Annotated in this window: 21 protein-coding genes and 3 pseudogenes; 21 read left to right on the top strand and 3 right to left on the bottom strand. The window is 37.1% G+C overall.

Features of this window, described 5'->3' with window-relative positions; all coding sequences use genetic code 11:
- Positions 1-159: 159 nt before the first annotated feature.
- Complete coding sequence (locus NSQ77_RS08885; protein ID WP_339230408.1) at positions 160-1362, top strand: PLP-dependent aminotransferase family protein; 1203 nt, start codon at positions 160-162, stop codon at positions 1360-1362.
- Positions 1363-1434: 72 nt separating this feature from the next.
- Here the strand turns inward: NSQ77_RS08885 and NSQ77_RS08880 are convergent, their stop codons facing one another.
- Positions 1435-2619, bottom strand: coding sequence for an NADH-dependent flavin oxidoreductase (locus NSQ77_RS08880; RefSeq protein WP_339230407.1), 1185 nt, complete (start codon positions 2617-2619; stop codon positions 1435-1437).
- Between the two features lie 239 nt (positions 2620-2858).
- Here NSQ77_RS08880 and NSQ77_RS08875 point away from each other — a divergent pair, with 239 nt between their 5' ends.
- The 13 genes and pseudogenes from NSQ77_RS08875 (at position 2859) to NSQ77_RS08815 (ending at position 12419) form a co-directional block, all read left to right on the top strand.
- Entirely contained in the window at positions 2859-3191 is a 333-nt protein-coding gene (locus NSQ77_RS08875; protein ID WP_339230405.1) for a glycine cleavage system protein H, read from the top strand.
- Between the two features lie 85 nt (positions 3192-3276).
- Positions 3277-4071 (top strand): protein-ADP-ribose hydrolase, encoded by a 795-nt coding sequence (locus NSQ77_RS08870; protein WP_339230403.1) that lies wholly within the window; start codon positions 3277-3279, stop codon positions 4069-4071.
- A 9-nt stretch (positions 4072-4080) separates the two neighbouring features.
- On the top strand, positions 4081-4959 hold the full coding sequence (locus tag NSQ77_RS08865; protein WP_339230401.1) for an NAD-dependent deacetylase: 879 nt from the start codon (positions 4081-4083) through the stop codon (positions 4957-4959).
- 17 nt (positions 4960-4976) lie between these two features.
- A complete protein-coding gene (locus NSQ77_RS08860; RefSeq protein ID WP_339230399.1) occupies positions 4977-6008 on the top strand; it encodes a lipoate--protein ligase in 1032 nt (343 codons plus the stop codon).
- Between the two features lie 30 nt (positions 6009-6038).
- Positions 6039-7046, top strand: a complete 1008-nt coding sequence (locus NSQ77_RS08855) for an LLM class flavin-dependent oxidoreductase (RefSeq protein ID WP_339230398.1) — start codon at positions 6039-6041, stop codon at positions 7044-7046.
- A 114-nt stretch (positions 7047-7160) separates the two neighbouring features.
- Positions 7161-7304: a hypothetical protein gene (locus NSQ77_RS08850; RefSeq protein WP_339230397.1), complete on the top strand. Its 144-nt coding sequence runs from the start codon at positions 7161-7163 to the stop codon at positions 7302-7304.
- A 203-nt stretch (positions 7305-7507) separates the two neighbouring features.
- Positions 7508-7702, top strand: a pseudogene (locus NSQ77_RS08845) (ArsR family transcriptional regulator); the annotation flags it as partial.
- 138 nt (positions 7703-7840) lie between these two features.
- Positions 7841-8254, top strand: coding sequence for an SRPBCC family protein (locus NSQ77_RS08840; protein WP_339230972.1), 414 nt, complete (start codon positions 7841-7843; stop codon positions 8252-8254).
- A 127-nt stretch (positions 8255-8381) separates the two neighbouring features.
- Positions 8382-9089 (top strand): FAD-dependent oxidoreductase, encoded by a 708-nt coding sequence (locus tag NSQ77_RS08835; protein WP_339230396.1) that lies wholly within the window; start codon positions 8382-8384, stop codon positions 9087-9089.
- 273 nt (positions 9090-9362) lie between these two features.
- On the top strand, positions 9363-9833 hold the full coding sequence (gene yiaA, locus NSQ77_RS08830) for an inner membrane protein YiaA (RefSeq protein ID WP_339230395.1): 471 nt from the start codon (positions 9363-9365) through the stop codon (positions 9831-9833).
- Between the two features lie 293 nt (positions 9834-10126).
- Positions 10127-10687: a sugar O-acetyltransferase gene (locus tag NSQ77_RS08825; RefSeq protein WP_339230393.1), complete on the top strand. Its 561-nt coding sequence runs from the start codon at positions 10127-10129 to the stop codon at positions 10685-10687.
- A 187-nt stretch (positions 10688-10874) separates the two neighbouring features.
- On the top strand, positions 10875-11855 hold the full coding sequence (locus NSQ77_RS08820) for a nitronate monooxygenase (protein ID WP_339230392.1): 981 nt from the start codon (positions 10875-10877) through the stop codon (positions 11853-11855).
- 114 nt (positions 11856-11969) lie between these two features.
- Entirely contained in the window at positions 11970-12419 is a 450-nt protein-coding gene (locus NSQ77_RS08815) for a hypothetical protein (RefSeq protein WP_339230390.1), read from the top strand.
- A 592-nt stretch (positions 12420-13011) separates the two neighbouring features.
- Here NSQ77_RS08815 and norA read toward each other — a convergent pair.
- Positions 13012-14187, bottom strand: a complete 1176-nt coding sequence (gene norA / locus NSQ77_RS08810) for a multidrug efflux MFS transporter NorA (protein WP_339230389.1) — start codon at positions 14185-14187, stop codon at positions 13012-13014.
- A gap of 463 nt (positions 14188-14650) precedes the next feature.
- On the opposite strand from norA, the gene NSQ77_RS08805 reads away from it, so the two are divergent.
- Both NSQ77_RS08805 and NSQ77_RS08800 read left to right on the top strand, forming a co-directional pair.
- Positions 14651-15127 (top strand): DUF2975 domain-containing protein, encoded by a 477-nt coding sequence (locus NSQ77_RS08805; RefSeq protein WP_339230387.1) that lies wholly within the window; start codon positions 14651-14653, stop codon positions 15125-15127.
- A gap of 9 nt (positions 15128-15136) precedes the next feature.
- A pseudogene (locus tag NSQ77_RS08800) lies at positions 15137-15389 on the top strand (helix-turn-helix transcriptional regulator).
- A gap of 44 nt (positions 15390-15433) precedes the next feature.
- On the opposite strand, the gene NSQ77_RS08795 reads toward NSQ77_RS08800, so the two are convergent.
- Positions 15434-16921 carry a catalase gene (locus tag NSQ77_RS08795; protein WP_339230386.1) on the bottom strand — a complete coding sequence of 496 codons (1488 nt, stop codon included), beginning with the start codon at positions 16919-16921 and terminating at the stop codon, positions 15434-15436.
- 333 nt (positions 16922-17254) lie between these two features.
- On the opposite strand from NSQ77_RS08795, the gene NSQ77_RS08790 reads away from it, so the two are divergent.
- The 5 genes and pseudogenes from NSQ77_RS08790 to NSQ77_RS08770 all read left to right on the top strand — a co-directional run bounded on the left by NSQ77_RS08790 (position 17255) and on the right by NSQ77_RS08770 (position 20047).
- Positions 17255-17599 (top strand): MerR family transcriptional regulator, encoded by a 345-nt coding sequence (locus NSQ77_RS08790; RefSeq protein ID WP_339230385.1) that lies wholly within the window; start codon positions 17255-17257, stop codon positions 17597-17599.
- A pseudogene (locus NSQ77_RS08785) lies at positions 17596-18056 on the top strand (SRPBCC family protein). Before NSQ77_RS08790 ends, NSQ77_RS08785 begins: the two are co-directional and overlap by 4 nt.
- 78 nt (positions 18057-18134) lie before the next feature.
- On the top strand, positions 18135-18581 hold the full coding sequence (locus tag NSQ77_RS08780) for a VOC family protein (protein ID WP_339230383.1): 447 nt from the start codon (positions 18135-18137) through the stop codon (positions 18579-18581).
- Positions 18582-18772: 191 nt separating this feature from the next.
- Positions 18773-19462, top strand: a complete 690-nt coding sequence (locus NSQ77_RS08775) for a copper homeostasis protein CutC (RefSeq protein WP_339230381.1) — start codon at positions 18773-18775, stop codon at positions 19460-19462.
- 264 nt (positions 19463-19726) lie between these two features.
- Positions 19727-20047 (top strand): VOC family protein, encoded by a 321-nt coding sequence (locus NSQ77_RS08770; RefSeq protein ID WP_339230380.1) that lies wholly within the window; start codon positions 19727-19729, stop codon positions 20045-20047.
- The last annotated feature ends 53 nt before the right edge of the window (positions 20048-20100 follow it).

The following is a 20100-nucleotide window of genomic DNA, read 5'->3' as shown; positions in this document are numbered from 1 at the left end:
TAATAATGTAAAAAGCCTGTAAACAAACTGAAGAACGCTAAATATTATCTGATATGACAGAAGGTTCGATTTTCTGTTAAAATAAAGATAGCTATTAAACTATTAAGATAATTGTTTGAATATAAGAGATAGCGAAAATAAAAGAAGGACTGTTTATAAATGGGAAATAAATTTGCTAAGAGAGCTCATTTTGTTAAATCTTCGGAGACACGGGAAATTTTGAAAATAACAGAAAGACCGGAAGTAATCTCCTTTGCTGGAGGGCTTCCGGCCCCAGAATTGTTTCCATTAGATGCTCTAAAGGATGCGTGTAATGCTGTTTTGAACGAAGAAGGAGCGGCTTCACTTCAATATAGTACGACGGAGGGGTATGTTCCATTAAGAGAAGCTATTAATCGAAGAATGAAAGCTGTTGGAATTAACGCTCCTGTTGACAATATCCTTATCACCTCGGGATCCCAGCAAGCAATCGACCTTACTGGAAGGCTATTTATCGATGAGGGAGACACGATTATTTGTGAAAGTCCAACCTATCTTGCGGCAATTAATACATTTAAGTCATACAATGCCAGCTTTGTTGAAGTAGCGATGGATGAGAATGGAATGATTATGGAAGAGCTAGAGAAGCAGCTGCAAGAGCATCCTGACACAAAATTCATCTATACAATTCCAGACTTTCAAAACCCTACAGGGCGCACATTAACACTCGAAAGACGAAAAAAAATGATTGAGCTTGCTAATCAATATGATGTACTGATTGTAGAAGATAATCCTTATGGAGCTATAAGATTTGCTGGAGAGGAACTTCCCCCAGTGAAACATTTTGATACGGAGGGCAGAGTAATTTATTTGAGTACTTTCTCCAAAATTTTTACTCCCGGCCTTCGACTTGGATGGATTTGTGCTGACCAAGCTTTTATTGAGAAGTATGTTGCTTTTAAGCAAACAGCTGACTTACATACGGACAGCTTTGCACAAAGAATTACAGCCAAATATATGGAACTTTATGATATGGAAGAGCACATTAATAGAATTAAAGCTGTTTATAAAGAAAGATGCGCAGCAATGTTAGCTTGCATTGAGGAATTTTTTCCGAAGAATTTGTCTTACAGTAAGCCAGAAGGTGGATTATTCATTTGGGTTGAACTTCCAGAGGGCGTTGATTCTACGCATATATTTGCAGAGTGCTTGAAAAACAATGTTGCCTGTGTTCCTGGAACGCCATTTTTCCCGAATGGTACACAAACAAATACATTTCGTTTGAATTTCTCCAATATGTCGATAGAGAAGATTATGGAAGGTATGAAGCGTATTGGTGAAGTGTTATACCGTGAGTTAGAAAAAGAAACAGCTCTTTTATAATTTATATACGTGCAACTAAGGTTGTCACCAAAAGGCTTGGTAAACCTTAGCTGCACGTATAAACATCTAGCACTATTTGTATAATTTACGTAGTTCATGACGGGCTTCTTCCGAAAGGGATCCGCCGATATCCATTAATTCAACAATGTCTTTAAAGGCTCTTTCGGGAATCGCTAAATCGGCCAGCTCTTCTTTAGAAAAACCTAAGTTAATCTCATCCTCCCGGCCATCTTTTAACTTCATAACAAAATCAGGTTCGGTAACAAAAGGTGTAGACATACCAACCATATCAGAAAATTGGAAGGCTTCTAGTGCCTTTTCTGGTGAGTTGATGCCACCAGTGGCCATAACTGGAACACGACCATTGATATGTTCGTACACAACTTGATTCATAAATTCATCTTTAAATTTACCTTGGCGAATCGTTTGTTTATAAATGTTCCTGCCCCAGCTTGCAGTAGCTAAATATTGGATGTTTGCTACTTCCATGATTCGATCCATGAAATAAAGAAAGTCTTCTACACTGTAGCCAATTTCATTACCGCGCGTTTCTTCTGGTGTGCCCCTAAACCCGAGAATAAAGTCAGCTGGTGCTTCTTCAGCAATCACTTTCTGAACAGCCTTCATCACTTCGATACCAAAACGTGAACGATTTTCAATGTTTTGGACACCGTATTCATCATCACGCTGGTTAGAATAAGTGGAAAAGAACGTTTGAATTAGTAAACGCTGAGCACTTGAAATTTCAACTCCATCAAAACCGGCTTTAATCGCACGACGTGTTGCATCAGCATATTGGGTAATAACATGCTCGATTTTGCGTTTGGACATTGGTAAGACGGTATGTTCAACGGGACTCTTCAACTTCATTTTACTTGGACCATAAACAACACCGAAATCTTTAAGTGATATTTTGGAAAAACGACCGGCATGCGTTAATTGAATAATTGCTTTAGAGCCGTCCTTTTTCATCGTTTGAGCAAGTTGTTTGAGTCCTTCGATGCTACGATCATCATCGATACTGAAGCCATATTCAAACAATTGTCCATATTCTTCAATATAAGCAGCACCTGTAATTTGTAGGGGGGCGGAACAAGCACGTCGTTCTGCATATGCCAAATCTTCCTTGGTAACATAACCCTCAATAGTTGAAGAATTCGTGATCATCGGGGATAGGACAAAGCGATTATCTAATTCCATACCATTTGGTAGAATGATTGTCTTAAATAAAGGACTGTATTGTTTTGTTGTCTTCATTTGTATACTATCCAATTCCCTTCATTTGGCTATGTTTGCTAATAATTTAAAGCTATCACCAACGCCAGGTAGTGTCAAATTAATACAGTTTTTCTATCTGTATCAATAGTTTTGTTCATAAAATAATTTGCCGTCCACTCATTTTTTACAGCATAAAGCCACTCTGTTTGAGGTCTCGTTAATACATGATATACTTAAGTATATTATGAAAAAAAATATATAAGAAAGAAGGAATACGAATGAAAAAACGAGGGAATTTTTTATTTATAGAAAGAAATGATGACGTGTACACGTTAAGTATGACACCAGAATTGCAAGATGATATTGGTACAGTTGGATTTGTAGAATATATGAATGGAGATACACTTAATGTGGATGATACCATTTTAAACATAGAAGCTTCAAAAACTGTTATTGATGTGGCTTCTCCATTAGCAGGCAAAATCGTCGTGCGCAATGAAGCTGCAATAAGTGAACCAACCCTTCTGAACTCAGCCAAAACGGAAGAAAATTGGGTAGTAAAATTAACAGATGTGGATGAAGAAGCATTTAACCAACTAGAAGAAGCTTAATGAATAATAGTTTGGGAGTTATTCATATATTTTGTTCAGAATAATAGGTCTATTAGTTGTAAGTATATTTCGCAAGGAGTAGGTTATGGATCAAGAAGCTAGATTGGATTATTTAATTGATTATTTATGGAGTGAGAACCCGCAAGCTAATGAACAAATGGTGCAATATAAAAGGGATACTGTAGAAGAAAAAATAGCGTTGTTTCGAGGGCTCTGTAATATTCGACAGCCTGAACCAATCTCGGAACAATTCGTTAAAGTTCAAGATGCTTTCTTAACACAATGGAATAACGAACGACACATAACCTCATTGCACGATTTAGATGCTGTTCAGCAGCAGCTTTATTTATGGCAAGGTGATATTGCGAGTCTAAAAGTTGACGCAATCGTTAATGCGGCTAATAGTGAGTTTTTGGGCTGCATGCAAGCAAACCATGGTTGTATTGACAATATTATTCATACCCGTGCAGGGGTGCAATTGCGCTTGGATTGTGATGAACTCATAAAAGCACAAGGTCGCAAAGAGCCAATCGGGAAGGCGAAAATTACGAAGGCTTACAATTTACCATCAGATTATATTATTCATACTGTTGGACCATTTATCGACCAGCGTGGAGTCTCGCCGTTAAGAGAGCAATTACTGGCCATGTCTTATAATTCTTGTTTAGCATTAGCGGATGAGCATCAATTAGACAGCCTTGCTTTCTGCTGTATCTCTACAGGTGAATTTAATTTTCCTAATCAACATGCAGCTGAAATTGCGATTCAAACAGTGAAAGAATATATAAGAAATACCGGATCAAAGCTTCATATCATCTTTAATGTATTTAAAGATGAGGACTTACAAATCTATCAGTCATTATTAGTGAGGAAAGAATAGGGGATGGCTATGCAACAACTTTCATATTGGCAAACATTAACAGAGGGGGCATCATTGTCACAAGCTGATTTATTAAACCAACTAATAGATGAGGCTGAGGCAATTGTCATTGGAATTGGTGCAGGAATGTCTGCAGCGGCTGGCTTTACATATGTAGGTAAACGGTTTACGGACGCTTTTCCCGATTTTATTGCGAAGTATCGTTTTTTGGACATGTTACAAGCAAGTTTATTTGATTTCGAAGATGAACAAGAATACTGGGCTTTTCAAAGCCGTTTCAGCTTGTTGAATTTCTTTGATCAACCAGTAGGACAAGCATATGTCGACTTGCGACTTAAAATGGCAGGGAAAAATTATCATGTTATTACGACGAATGCCGATAATGCGTTTTATGCGGCTGAGTTCGATATGGATAAAGTGTTTCGCATTCAAGGGGAATACGGATTGTGGCAATGTTCGGAGCACTGTCATCAACAGACGTATCATGATGAAGCGCTAATTCGCAAAATGGTCCGGGAACAATCGGATATGAAGATACCTGCAAATTTAGTTCCGCTTTGTCCGAAATGTGGAGCCGGTTTGGAGGTTAATAAACGTAATGAAGAAAAGGGAATGGTTGAAGATGGTCATTTTCATGAACAGAAAGAACGTTATGAACAATTTCTGAAAGAAAATCAAGATAAGAAAATTTTATTTTTGGAAATTGGTGTGGGACATACAACCCCACAATTTATTAAACATCCTTTCCAACAAATGACGGAAGGGAATGAGAAGGCGTTGTTTGTGACGATGAATCAAAAAGATTATTTCATACCACATGCAATTCGTCCACAAACAGTACGAATTGATGAGGATATTGCTGAAGTATTACATACAATTAGCAAGTGAACAAAGGAGGCGAGCAAATGTATTTAATTGAATCGAAGCGCCATGGAGAATGGATATATGATCCAGGAATGGCAATGGCTTTACAAGAATATGTGAAAGACCATATTTTCTTAGATGATGATGTATTGTTTCCATACATGATGCAGCCGGCTGTTCAGATTGGAAAATTCCAGAATGCATACGAGGAAGTCAATCAGCCTTATATGGATGAGCATGATATTAAAATTGTTCGCCGGGAAACTGGTGGCGGTGCGATTTACCTCGATGATCGAAATATGAGTTTTTGCTTCTTATTTGATGGCAGTACGGACATTCATGGAAACTATGCACGTCTGTATGAACCGGTCATCAAAGCACTTGAGAAATTAGGCGTTGATCAGTTAGAACAAAAAGGTCGTAATGATTTGGTTTTAGATGGCAAGAAAGTCTCTGGTGCGGCGATGACCTTACAGAATGGTCGGATATACGCTGGGTATTCGTTGCTATTAGATCCCAATTATGAAGCAATGGTGTCCGTATTGAATCCAAACCAGAAGAAAATTAAATCACATGGGATTCAGTCCGTCCGCAGTCGAGTAGGGTCAATCCGTCCTCATCTAGCACCAGAATACCAAGAAATGACGGTCTGGGAGTTTACCGATTATATGATTTGCCAATTACTTGAAATTAATGATGTTAGTGAAGCGAAGCGCTATGAATTAACACGTGAAGATTGGGCAGGTGTCGATAAAATTGCCGCTGAGAAATACAATAATTGGGACTGGAACTATGGTCGCTTCCAGCAGTTCGAATATCGTTTAACAGAACGTTTTCCAATTGGAACGATTAGTGTTGGCTTAACGATTGAGCATGCTAAAATTACTGCCATTCAGATTTCGGGTGACTTTTTTGGAACAAAAAATATAAAAGATGTGGAAGAAGTATTAGTAGGGGTACGGTTAAGGAAAGAGGACTTATTAAACGCGTTAAAATCGGTCGAATTGGCTAATTATTTTGGGAATCTGACGAAAGAAGAACTTGTTAGCTTTATCTTAAGTGAAAAAGCATAAGTACCTTGAGACATAGAAAGAAGGGTAAGATTGATTAAATTAGGGATTTTAGATTACGCTCAAATTGATGAAGGAAGCAATGCCCAAAAAGCTTTGCAGAATACAATTGAGCTAGCTCAATTAGCAGAATTATTAGGCTATGAACGGTTTTGGATGGCAGAACATCACAACGTTCCTGCTTTTGCTAGTAGCTCACCAGAACTAATCATGATGCGTTTAGCAGATGCGACTGAACGGATTCGTATCGGTTCGGGCGGTGTGATGATACCACATTATAGTCCTTATAAAGTAGCTGAAAATTTTCGAGTTCTCGAAGCGTTTCATCCTGGTCGAATTGATTTGGGAATAGGCAATACGATAGGAACGCCCATTGTGAACCGGACGTTAAACGAGAATAAAAAGAGTAAAATCAATTACGAGCAGAGTATTGTTGATTTAACCAAGTATTTGAGCGATCAAGTGGATGAAAACCATCGTTTCTCTGGTATAATTGCTAACCCTGTTATTTCAACCGTTCCCGAGATGTGGGTGCTGTCAACTAGTATCAGAAATGCTAAAATGGCCGCTAAATTAGGGATTGGTTATACGTTTGGATTATTTCCGCTTGCAGGCATTGATAAATTAGCTATTGGTATCCAGGCAGCGGAGTTGTATCGTAATGAATTTAAGCCTTCATCTATCATGCGAGAGCCTAGAGTGTCGATCGCCCCGTTTATAGTCGTTGCTGAAACGAATGAGCAAGCGGAAGAATACGCAAAAGCCCTAGATTTGTGGTTGCTCGGCACAGATAATTTTGCCCATTTGTCAGAATTTCCATCGGTTGAAACAGCTCATAAATATGCATACACGGAAGATGAAAAGAAAATCATTCAAGCGAATCGAATCCGGATGGTAGTAGGAGATATTGGAAGTGTGACAGATCAATTAAATGCGTTGATTAGTCAATTTAAGGCTGATGAAGTCCTGTTAGTGCCACTTATGCCAGGGTTGGAAGTACGTAAAAAGGCAATTGAGCTATTGGCAGGAGCGTTTAATTAGTTTGGTATGCTAGGTAAGATAGTATCTTTTGTAGCTGTTGAGTAATATAAGTTTTTTGCATTTTTCGATTACATAATCGTATATTCCAGAACAAAATCGGTAGAGGACATGAAAATGAAGAGAATTTATCTGATATTCAGTATGAATGGATATTCGAATACCGAATATCATTGGATGGACTTGGATAATATTATCCAACTCGAACGATTTTTGACTGCTATTCAATCCGTTATACTAAATAAAAAATATAACATCTGACTGGATCCAGAAGTGATTCAGTCTTTTTCTATTTAGTTAACTTAAGCCGGAATCAGCATGTTAAAAGGAAGTTTATGGTTGATTCAAAGTAATCTTGGCTAAACTCTTTTTTAAAGGTGAACTTGACATGAAACTAAAAGGTGTCGTATTATAAAAGTAAATAGGACACCCTTTAGTGTCATAATAAGGTGTAAGATCAGGGGATGGTGATATTGAGCGAAAAGGGAACGGAAAGAGATGTTTATGGTGCTATTTCCGACCAAACCCGAAGGAAGCTTCTTCGTTTATTAGCGAATGCGGCAGAATTACCGCTTTATGAGTTAACTTTCCATTTCGAAATGGGTCGCACAGCAATTTCAAAGCATTTGGCAATTCTAAAAGAGGCTGGACTTGTGACCAGCAGAAAAGTTGGCAGAGAAACGAGGTATCGGCTGAATGCAGCTCCTCTGAAGGAAATTCACGACTGGGTATCTTTCTATGAAGATTTCTGGAAAGAAAGAATGTTCAAATTAAATCTTTTATTGGAGGAACAAAAAATGAAAGCAGATGTATCATTAGATTTTCAATATACAAGTTCAATTGAAGAAGTGTGGAAGGCATTAACGGATTCGGAAATGCTTGCTAAATGGATATGGGAAAATGACTTTAAGCCAATAGTTGGCCATAAGTTTCAATTTCGGGCAGAGCCAAATAAATGGTGGAACGGAATTGTAGATTGTGAAGTGCTTGAAGTGAAAGAGCCCCATAAATTATCTTATACGTGGGCAAGCCAAGGCGAGAATACTACTGTTACATGGACATTGAAAGAAGGTTCAGATGGGACCACAAACTTGCATTTCGAGCAAGTTGGATTCAGTGAAGAAACAAAAGCTACCAAAGGAGCTATCGAGGGGGCAATATACAGCTGGACGAAAATGGGTGAGCAGCTTGGTAATGTGCTGGAACAATAAGCGATATTGCCTTTCCTCCCGTAATTAATAGGCACAATAGCTCCAGACCATTAATGATTATTAATTGTACAACTGCTAATTCGTTTTAGCTGTATTGGATAGCTATTCTAAATAGGGAGATAAGAAAATGAGTTTTTTCAAAGATATGCTAGCGGTGTTTAAGAAAAGAGAAATATTACTTTTAGAGAGCTATAAAGAAATGGAAGGTGTGTATACCTTCCTATTTGAGAAGCCAGGTGATTTAATCTGGGAAGCAGGGCAGCATGGTCTGTTTACCATCACGCATAAAAAAATAAAAAATGCTACAAGGCCATTCAGTGTGGCGTCTGCACCCGCAGAAAATGTTATTCGACTAACAATGAAAATTAATGATAATCCGAGTGATTTCAAGCAGGCGATGTTAGAACTTAAACAAGGAATGAAAATTAGCATGAGTGGACCTGTAGGGCCATTTAATTTGAATGATAACAGCCCTTCACTCTTTATTGCAGGCGGTATCGGCATTACCCCGTTTCGATCGATCCTGAAACAAATTGAAGCGAACGGAAATGCAAGTGATAACCCAGTACAACTGCTTTATTTAGATAGCGATAAAGCATACATTTTTAAAAATGAACTTGATAAAATTGCTGACCATTATTCCATACAGATAACTTACCTAGATTCAAAGAATGACTTATATCAGGGGATAGATATGTTTGCTCAGCAATATAAAAATGATGGAAAATACTATATTGCGGGTCCAAAATCCATGGTGGAGTATATTTCAAGTCATTTAAGAAATAAGGATGTTCCCAAAAGCAATATTAAAAAGGATGCGTTTTTTGGGTATTAGTTACAAAGAGTACGAGCATGTACTTAATAGCATCCATGCAAAAATCGAATCAGAAAAGGTTTAACAAAAATCCTGTTTGTGCAGGGTTTTTGTTTTTTTATCAATCATTTTTTAGCTGTTTCACTACATTGTTAACATGGGCTGATTATTATACAAGAATTCTTTTATAAATTTTGCTTCTATTTGCGGGAATATTAAGTATAATGTATGTAGAAAAGCTGACTGAACTGAATCGGATGCTTTTAATTAGCGATAAGAATGGGGGAAAGTCTAATGTCTAGTGAGCAGAGGAGTTTATTGGATGAGGAAAGAGAAGAAGATACAAAGGTAAAGTTTGAAAGAAAAGAAGGGGAACCGACCGGAGCCTTTAAAGGAGCTTCCTGGGCAGCTTTAATGATTGGCGTTGCAGCATATCTGATTGGCTTGTTTAACGCAGCGATGGAATTGAATGAAAAAGGCTATTATTTTGCAGTATTAATATTCGGGCTTTATTCTGCCGTGTCTTTACAAAAGGCGGTACGTGATAAAGAAGAAGGAATACCAGTTACACCTATTTATTTTGGTATTAGTTGGGTTGCACTTATTATATCGATTTTATTAATTGGTGTTGGTTTATACAATGCAGGAAGTATTGTTTTAAGCGAAAAAGGATTTTATGGCATGGCGTTTGTGCTTAGTATATTTGCTGCAGTAACCGTTCAAAAAAATATTCGAGATACACAGAGAGCTAGGGAAAGAGAATAAGTTTTCTTATTTTTGCAATATGCTATGAAGATGCCAGATACGGAATATCCTGGTTAGAAACTTAACTAAAATTTAACGTCGCTTTGAAAGAATCCATTTTTGTTATGGGTTCTTTTTGTTCATTAAATATGTTAAATTTAGCTGTTAATGGTAAGGGGAATACAGGGCTTGGATTTTAACGATACTAAAAAGTAATATGAGCGCAAGGCGATGATATAACGCAGAGCCCGCTTTCCCTGTAAAAGTAAGAAACAGGCCCTTGATTTATTATAGATGAAAGTAGGTTATTTTAAATGACAACGGAAAAGGAAAAGATGATAGCTGCAGAAATGTATAATCCTGCTGATTCAGAATTAGTACAGGATCGCATGGAAGCAAGACGTAAAGTTAGAATGTATAATCAAACGTTAGAAACCGAAGAAGAAAAACGGACAAACATATTAAAGGAATTACTCGGTTCCACTGGAGAAAAAATATATATGGAGCCAAATATTCGATTTGACTATGGTTATAATACACACGTAGGTAACAATTTTTACGCAAACTTTGACTGTACGTTTTTAGATATCTGTGAAGTGCGCTTTGGTGATAATTGCTTGCTCGGACCTAGAGTACAGATCTATACAGCGACACATCCGCTTCACCCAACGGCACGAAACTCTGGAATAGAAAGCGGAAAGCCGATTACGATTGGCAATAATGTATGGATTGGAGGAAGTGCAATCGTAAATCCAGGCGTAACGGTAGGAGATAATGTGGTGATTGCTTCAGGTGCAGTGGTGACGAAAGACATACCTGCTAATGTAGTAGTTGGTGGAAATCCTGCTAGAATCATTAAACAAATCGAAGTATAAGGTCTCTTTTGCTTAACTAATCATGACCTTTTAAACGATCGGTGCAATTCCATTTACAAGGAATTGTGCCCTTATTAATTTACTTTACTTTACCACAGTATAGAGGATTTTTTAATAATGAATTAGTACTAAGTAATAGGAACAAGTGTTAATATATTGGTGGGCACTATTACAAGGAGGGTAAGCCGTGAAAACTCAAGTAACAGATCTATTCGGAATTCAATACCCAATTATTCAAGGTGGACTGGCTTATTTAGGTTATGCGGAACTAGCTGCTGCTGTTTCAAATGCCGGAGGACTAGGGCAAATTACTGCAGCAACTTTACGTACACCTGGAAATCTTCGAAATGAAATTCATAAAATACGCAAGCTTACGAACAAGCCTTTTGGTGTAAACTTTGCTATTGCAAAGTACAACGGAGAATACGAGGAATTATTAGAAGTGGCAATAGAGGAAAAGGTACCGGTGATCTCCATAACTGGTGGTAATCCAAAACCCGTGTTAGAACGGCTCAAAGGTGAAGGTATTAAAACACTCGTTCTTGTTTCGGGAGTTAGACATGCGCGAAAAGCAGAACAGCTTGGAGCAGATGCCCTTATCGCAGTTGGTCAGGAAGGTGGAGGTCATGTAGGACGTGATGATATTGGTACAATGGTGCTGATTCCTCGTATTGTAGATCATGTGTCCATTCCTGTCTTAGCAGCAGGGGGGATAGGTGATGGCAGAGGTTTATTAGCAGCCTTTACTCTAGGTGCAGAAGGTATTGTAATGGGAACTCGTTTTATTGCTACCAAAGAATGCGTACACGCACATAACGAATATAAAAATGCGCTTGTGCAAGCGCAGGAATCTGATACGATCATTATTAAAAAATCGCTAGGTGCCCCGGGACGAGTTCTTCGATCAGATTTTGCTTTAGAAATTATCGAGCACGAACATCAAGGAGCAGCGTACGAGGACTTAAAGGACATGATTAGCGGTAAAACAAATTGCAGATACATTTATGAAGGGTACGAAAAAGAAGGATTCGGCTGGGCTGGACAGGTAGTTGGTCTTATCAACAATGTGCCGACAGTACAGGAGCTGTTTGATGAGATGGTTTTAACAGCGGAAAATAAATTGAGTCGTATTGGTAATATGATTGGGGAGCGAACTCGGAGTTACTAAAAGGTTTTTTGTTAGCTGTTTTAATAAATGATAGATTTCTCCTATTCCTCCAAATATTAGTTTAATATATACTGGGGCCAGTAAATGTAGAAAATGGGAGGAGGAAGAGATGATATGAAAAAGATCTTTAGTATTTTTATATCCAGTCTAATGCTACTAATGGCAATACCTTCAAATTCTGTGTTTGCATGTTCTTCTTATATTGATTGTGGAGATGACAAGGATCATGAACAAGAAAGAGTTGTACTCGGTTCGTACACTTTGACGGAGAAACAAACAAGAGAACTTGCAAATAATATGAAAGCATTATCCGGAGCTAGTGCGACAATAACAAATGCTGCTGCATCATATGCAGCTGAGACAATATTAAAAAAGTATGGCTATAGTTTTGGTCCTTACGGTACAGTTGCAGCATTAGCAGCATCTTTGTCAGGAATCGCTGTGGCAGATAGCACAGTTATATATGCTGGTGAGAACGGTCATAAAGTTAAAGTAACTATGACAGATAATAAAAATTATCATACTTCGTATTCAACTAAAACAAAATATGAACTTGTAAAATAACTTAAAAAGCTCCCTAATCTATGATAGTTAGGGAGCTTTTAAAACTCTTAATTATTTCTGACCATTTTATAAATGCTTCTAATTATTGGTATAGCCATTATTAAGGGAAAAAGAATGTTAAACCATAGAGGCGGCTCAAATAATATAACATTGTAAATAATTATAAGAGCTGCAATCCAAATAATAATATTAGTTATTAAATTGTATTTTTCAGATTTAAACATTGAGATCACTCCCTTTTTCTCCATTTTCTCACTCATTAAGAGGCATTGTTTTTTTCTAGGGATTGTTGAACAGCTGGTTTTGAGTCAAATTATACCAGATGTACTAAGAAATTAGAAAAAGAAACACATAATGTTATTTTTCACAAGTAACTGGAGACCAAAAACTCCTTTTTTCTATCGTTACTGTGCCTTCATTATCAAAGTTGTTAAAGCATTTCTCTATAATAAGTTTATTTGTTTTCGTGATTCCTCTTAACCTGATTCATCATGACACCGCCAGCAGTTAGAATAATGATGCTTATCATTAAGGCGATAAGTATATCACGTTTGCTTTTGTTCATTTATGGCATCTCCTTTGATAGTATTAATCAATTCGCTTTTAAATGTGGATCTCTCCAAAACATTGTCATCAAAAGGCCAAGTATAATTACAACTGCACTAAAGTAAAATGGATAATTTATATCGATATCAAACATCATCCCGCCTAGTACCGGTCCAAATACATTGGCCAGCGAAGTGAAGAAGGAGTTCATTCCGCCAACAAACCCTTGATCATTACCAGCAATCCGTGAGAGGTACGTCGTTACAGCCGGACGAATGAGATCAAATCCGATGAATACCGTAAATGTCACTGCCATGATTGCCCAATAGGTGTTTACGAGTGTCATTGCAAATACAATAATCGTTGAAAACAGTAAAGACCAGCGAACAATATTAATTTCTCCCATAAATCTTGTTAATGGATCAAATAATAGAACCTGGAAGATTGCACCGATAATCGCTCCACCTGTAATGGCAATTGCAATATCTGACGGGCTGAATGCAAATTTATGATCGACATATAAGCTGAATAAAGAATCAAATGCAGCCAAACCAAAGGATGCTATGAAAATGACGATAAAGGCAATAAAGAACATTGGTTTCAGCATCTTCTTCAAGCTGTTTTTCCCCGCTGCTGGTGATTCATCCAGCGTGTCTTCTGTTTTAGAACTCGGTTCATGCAATGTGAAGATCGATAAAATCGCGACCACAAAAGCAAATGCAGCAGCTGAAAAAAATGGAATCCGTGTACCAATTTCTGCTAAAAAACCGCCGATGCCAGGTCCGATAATAAACCCGGTATTAATCGCAGCAGACATATATCCAAGCGCTTTTGGACGCTTTTCTATTGTGGTAACGTCTGCTATAAATGCCGTTACAGCAGGCATAATAAAAGCACCACTGACCCCGCCTAAAATACGTGATATAAACAAAACTTCTATCGTTTTTCCCAGCCCGAATAACAATTCGGAAAAGCTAAAAATAAATAAACCAATCACAATCATAATTTTCCGGCCGAATTTATCAGCGGCCTTTCCGGCGAATGGGGAAAAAATTAATTGTGTAAAGGCAAATGCTGCTGTTAAATAGCCAACAACTGTACCACTAATATTTAGTTCATTCATGATTGTTGGCAGTACAGGTATAACTAAACTGATTCCTAAGAATACAAAAAATATGTTCATAAGTAGTATAGCTAATGTCATTTCTTTTCTTTTCTTCATTTTATGTCTCCTACATTCTTTTCCTAAGTAATATTAGAATTCTACTCTTTTTCCACCTTACATGCAATCCTTATTTTTTGGTCATTTGATTTGTGTGAAACCCCCTGCATTTAATAAAAAAGTGTCTGCAATTTGAGTCCATTTTCATCTGATTTTATTTGTTGAATATGTATCCAATAAAATTTAATCAAATTAGTAAGAGGATAATTTAAAAAGGAAGTTTAATTAATTTGGCTGTATTGAAAATTGCCTCCGGTGAATAAAAGTAAATAATTTAGCTGAAACGCCTGACAGAAGCTCACGTGTTTTTAAGTTATACCATCATTCAAAGTAAATAAATCGGCAGTTATCATATTTTTAGTAAATGGTAACAACAAAAAACATCGATAATCATAATTTATTTATTGTAAAACGATAAATAAAATGCTAAAATCAAATAGAAAAATAAAGTGAGGTGTATTTTATGAAACATGGTTCAACACTCTTTTTAAAGGCAGCGGTATTTCTTATTGGAACCCCGGTACTGGCCTTATCTATATTCGGAGTGTATTGGTTAGTTAACAATCCAGCAAATCCAGAATATGACCATATACTGTATCCCATTATAATCGGTATGTACGTATCAGTAATCCCGTTTTTCGTAGCGTTATTTCAGGCTTTTAAACTTTTAAGCTATATCGACAAGAACCAAGCCTTCTCTGAATTGTCTGTTATGGCTTTAAAAAAAATCAAATGGTGTGCGGTTACAATTACTGGTTTGTATGTGATCATTATCCCATTTGTTTATAACGTAGCAGAATTAGATGACGCACCGGGTCTTATTATTATCGGAATGGTCCCTATTTTTGCATCCATGGTGATCGCAGTCTTTGCTGCAGTTCTCCAAAGACTTTTAGAAGAAGCAATTCATATAAAATCAGAAAATGATTTAACAGTCTGAGGTGATAATATGGCGATTATAATTAATATTGATGTGATGTTAGCAAAGCGAAAAATGAGTGTTACAGAGTTATCAAAACGAGTTGGCATTACAATGGCAAATCTTTCTATATTGAAGAATGAAAAGGCAAAAGCAATTCGGATTTCAACATTAGATGCCATTTGTAAGGCATTAGAATGTCAGCCAGGGGATATATTAGAGTATCGAGCAGATGAGGATAGCCTTCATTAAGCAACCTTTTTACAAATCTACTAGCCAATAAAAAAGCAAGACTGCCCTCGTTTATAAGGGCAGTCTGGTTTTCAATTATACCGTAGCAGGAACAGTTATTTCATCCACGGAGATACCAAGTGCTGTGGCTACTCCTTCCCCATATGCTGGGTCTGCTTGATAGCAATTATGGATATGTTTTAATTGAATTTCCTTGGTTGTTCCTTGCATAGCTCTTGCTGTATTTTCAAATAGTCTTTGTTGCTCGTCTTTCGTCATTAATCGGAATAGGTTACCAGGTTGTTCGTAGTAATTATCATCATCTTCGCGGAAGTTATGATAATCAGTGTTACCGAATATATCTAATGCTGGTTCTTGGTGTTCTTTGCTATCTTCCCATTCGCCATAGCTGTTCGGACTATATGTGACTGGATTTCCGTGAGGGATGACTCTCATAGCCCCATCACGGTGATATGGGTTGAAATTCTTCGCGTTTTTCGGATAGTTAACTGGAATCTGCCAGTGGTTTACACCTAATCGATAGCGTTGTGCATCTCCATATGAGAATAAGCGGCCTTGTAACATTCTATCTGGAGAGAAACCAATACCAGGAACAATATTAGTTGGAGCGAATGCAGCCTGCTCAACTTCTTCAAAATAATTCTCCGGGTTACGATTTAATTCAACCTCTCCAACTTCAATTAGTGGGAAGTCCTCTTTATACCAAACTTTAGTTATATCAAATGGATTATCCTTCATATTTCTTGCATATTCTTCTGTCATAACTTGGATATATAAAGTCCATTTTGGATGATCGCCACGTTCAATAGCTTCATATAAATCTCGTTGATGGCTTTCGCGGTCACGGCCAACTAATGCTTCAGATTCTTGATCTGTCAGGTTTTTAATTCCTTGTTGTGTTTTAAAGTGGAATTTCACCCAGAATCGTTCATTCTCGGCATTGAAAAAGCTATACGTATGACTTCCAAACATATGCATATTACGGTAGCTTGCTGGAATACCACGATCACTCATTGTAATTGTTACTTGATGCAGTGCTTCTGGTAAGCTTGTCCAAAAGTCCCAATTGGCTTGTGGGTTATGCATATTTGTTTTTGGATCACGTTTTACGACATGGTTTAAATCTGGGAATCGTTTCGGGTCTCTCATAAAGAACACTGGAGTGTTGTTTCCAACAAGATCCCAGTTACCTTCCTCTGTATAGAACTTCATAGATGTTCCCCGAATATCACGTTCTGCATCAGCAGCTCCGCGTTCACCAGCGACGGTTGAGAAGCGGACGAACATATCGGTCTTTTTACCAACCTCTGAGAAAATGTTTGCTTTCGTATATTTTGTAATATCATTTGTAACGGTAAATTTACCGTAAGCACCAGAACCTTTCGCATGCATACGGCGCTCTGGGATAACTTCACGGTCAAAGTGAGCTAGTTTCTCCAGGAACCAGTAATCTTCCATTAATAATGGACCACGTGGGCCAGCTGTTTTAGAATCTGAATCATTTGGCACGGGATTACCAAATGCAGTTGTCATTCTTTTCTTGTTCTCATTTATATTCTCCAATATAGCAACCTCCAAAATGTAATAGTTTTTAGTTTGTATTAATTATAAATTGCTTCTATAGATGCTATTTTATATAAATAATTTTAATAAGTCAAGAACGAATGATCTTATTTTAAAACATTATATTATCAATTAAATTTTATAATTGATAATTATAAAATTTAATGAATTTAGGGAATTTTGTGTGGTATCGTTTTTATTAACGAATGAAGAAACACTTAGTTTAGATGGTACAAATTTATAATTTAAATCTGTTGATAGAATTTCGGTAATTCATATTGACTCTGTGGTGCACCCTAAGGTTTATAATTTAAGGAGAGCGGGTGGGGCAGGATGTATAAGATTAGTGATTTTTCGGAGATGACCGTATTAAGTAAAGAAACATTACGCTACTATGCAGAAATCAGACTGCTTGAACCAGCTTATATTGATCCAAATAACAACTATCGTTATTACGATGATGGAAGTTATTTCCTGGCAATCCTCCTTGTTAAGTTGCGGAGACTTGGCTTTACCATACAGGAAATGAACACTGTCATGGAGGATGAGTCTTTTGCAGATTTAGAAGGATTGTTAATACAAAAAAGAAATAAAATACAGATGGAAATAGAGGATCTTCTACTACGAATGGAAGGGATTGATGCTTTTCTTGAATCTGGGAAGGAGCACAAAGCATGATCCAATGGAAGGAAGAAATCGTTATTGATACAAACATTGAAAATGTATGGAGTCTATTTTTAGATAAAAATATCAAACAAATTATGCCAAAAGTTGAGGGACATACGTTGATTGAAAAAAGGAAGGAGAAGTTGGGGCAACGCATGAGCAATCATATCGTGAAGGAAAAAGGTTAGAAACTTATATTGTAGAAACATTAGCTTATGAAGACTTAGAAGATAAAAAGTACAAGCAAATACGTTTTGTTTTAGGAAAAGCTTTTGAGATTAATCTATCTTTTAAATTACTTAAAATTAGTGATACACAAACGAAATTTATTTATGAGGGCAGTAATAAAGGAGTTAATTTTGTAGGAAGAGCAATGCTGAAGCTGGGAAGTGAGAAAAGCAACAATAAAGTTGTAGAGGAATTTATGCAAAGGGTAAGAGAAGAAGCAATGACAATGAACAATGAATGAATAACTTTAGTGTTATGAAATATAGATTGTGAGATACTTATATGGAGTAGCATTCCATATAAAAGGAGCGTGCACATTTTGATTGGGGTAGAAATCGATATGGTTGTTACAGACAGCTTGAAAGCATTGGAATTATACGAAAAAGTATTCGAAATTGAACGTGTGGAGGTTTCAGACTTTCAACAAGGTGAAAATGAAGTGATTTTTACGTTGTATGGTGTTCGTTTTCACATGTTAGATGAAAATCCACAGTTTGAGTTGAAGGCCCCCAGCCTCGACGATCCAAAAACAATTTGGTTTAATATTCTTGTTCCCAATATCCAAGAAACATACTCAAAAGCAATTCATGCAGGCTGCACAGAGATACAAGCCGTCACTGAGATACCTGATTATGGCGTTACTAATGCTATATTCGTCGATCCTTATGGGTACCAATGGATGCTGCATCAACTACATAAAGTAGTGAGTCATGAAAAGCGTTTACGTATTTGGGAGGAGAAAAGGGATAATCAAGAAATGGAGTAGTCATGTATCCATAAACCATCTGAATGAAACTCTAGATAATCTCGCAAAAATGTATTCTGTTATTATTGAGTTTTACGGGAAATAACGAAATGGGTTGTAAATAAAAGTGTATTTTTTATAGCAAAATATAACCTGGTTGTTAATATAACCAACTTGAAAGTTATTAGCATACAAAGAGGTTGGTGAAGAATGTGGATTTGGAATTGATTGTGCAAAATAAACAGGAAGCTATTCAGGCAGAGGAGCTGGGTGCTCATCGTGTAGAGCTTGTATCAGGAATGAAAGAAGGCGGTCTGACGCCAAGCTATGGAACGATCAAACAAGTACTGGAAAGTGTTGAGATTCCAGTGCAGATTATGGTTCGCCCCCATAGCTATCATTTCTGCTATACAGAAGGAGATTTTCAGGTAATTTGTGAGGATATCGAAATGATTACAAAACTTGGAGGCAATCGAATTGTCTTTGGAGCACTTCATAAAAATGGAACGGTACATGAAGAAAAGCTTCTGGAGATTATCCGGCAATTCCCGGATATCGATATAACCTTTCACCGAGCGTTTGATGAGGTGCGATCTCAGGAAACCGCCTACCGAACATTACTCAAATTCAAAAAGAATGTAAAACGGATTTTGACATCCGGTAGAGAAGCAAATTGTGATAAAGGCAAAGACCAGTTAGCGAAGTTGGTAAAGCTATCTTACGAGCAACAGGGGCCGAGTATTATGCCTGGTTCAGGACTATCACCAGAAAATATTGCGACTATTAATCGGTCGGTAGGTGCAGAACAATATCATTTTGGAAGTGCGGTAAGGGTGGATGGATCATTTGCAAAAGAACTTTCACAATCCGCAATTCAACGAATCCAGAAGGAATTGATGTGAAGTTTTTTTCTCACATACCATTAATTGAAGTCTTCAGAGCGTTATATAAGACAGAAGTCGCAATAACTCTACATTTGAAGCAGAAATCAAACAGGTCCATCATTAGTGTTCAGTAATGCTCACATATGATGGCCTGTTTATAGTTGCCGGTTTTATAATTGTACAAGTTATATTTTTCTTAATTGACGGTACGGCATTGGAAGCGAATATATATGATTCGAGAAATATAGCCGGCAGAAATCTAAATTTTATGCTTTTTATAAAATGGTGGCTTCTGCCAAGTGTTATTGTGACTTATTAGGGGTAGATGTTGATTTAGACCAAGTTATGTCCCCTGTTTTTAATGTGCCGCTAACAGGAACGACTTCACTAACATTAGATGATCACACTTTTGATCCGCACTTCAAACATAATGTCAGCCCTAGTCCGATTTTCAATTTTTATGCTCCAAATATTGATGATGCTTACAAATATGTAAAAGCAAAAAAGATTGTTATTGTTAGGGAAATAGAGTGGGTAGAAGATACAGCCTGGTTTAATATAAAAGACCCAGATGGAAATGTGGTCATGATTTGTAATTGTTAACTATCTGCTTCATCAGTGAAAGAGAACAGCACAATGTTGAAGTAATCAGAAAG

Source organism: Oceanobacillus sp. FSL K6-2867 (genome assembly GCF_037963145.1).
Lineage (GTDB): Bacteria > Bacillota > Bacilli > Bacillales > Amphibacillaceae > Oceanobacillus.
Note: the sequence above shows the minus strand (reverse complement) of the source record. Positions and strands in the feature narration are given on the sequence as shown.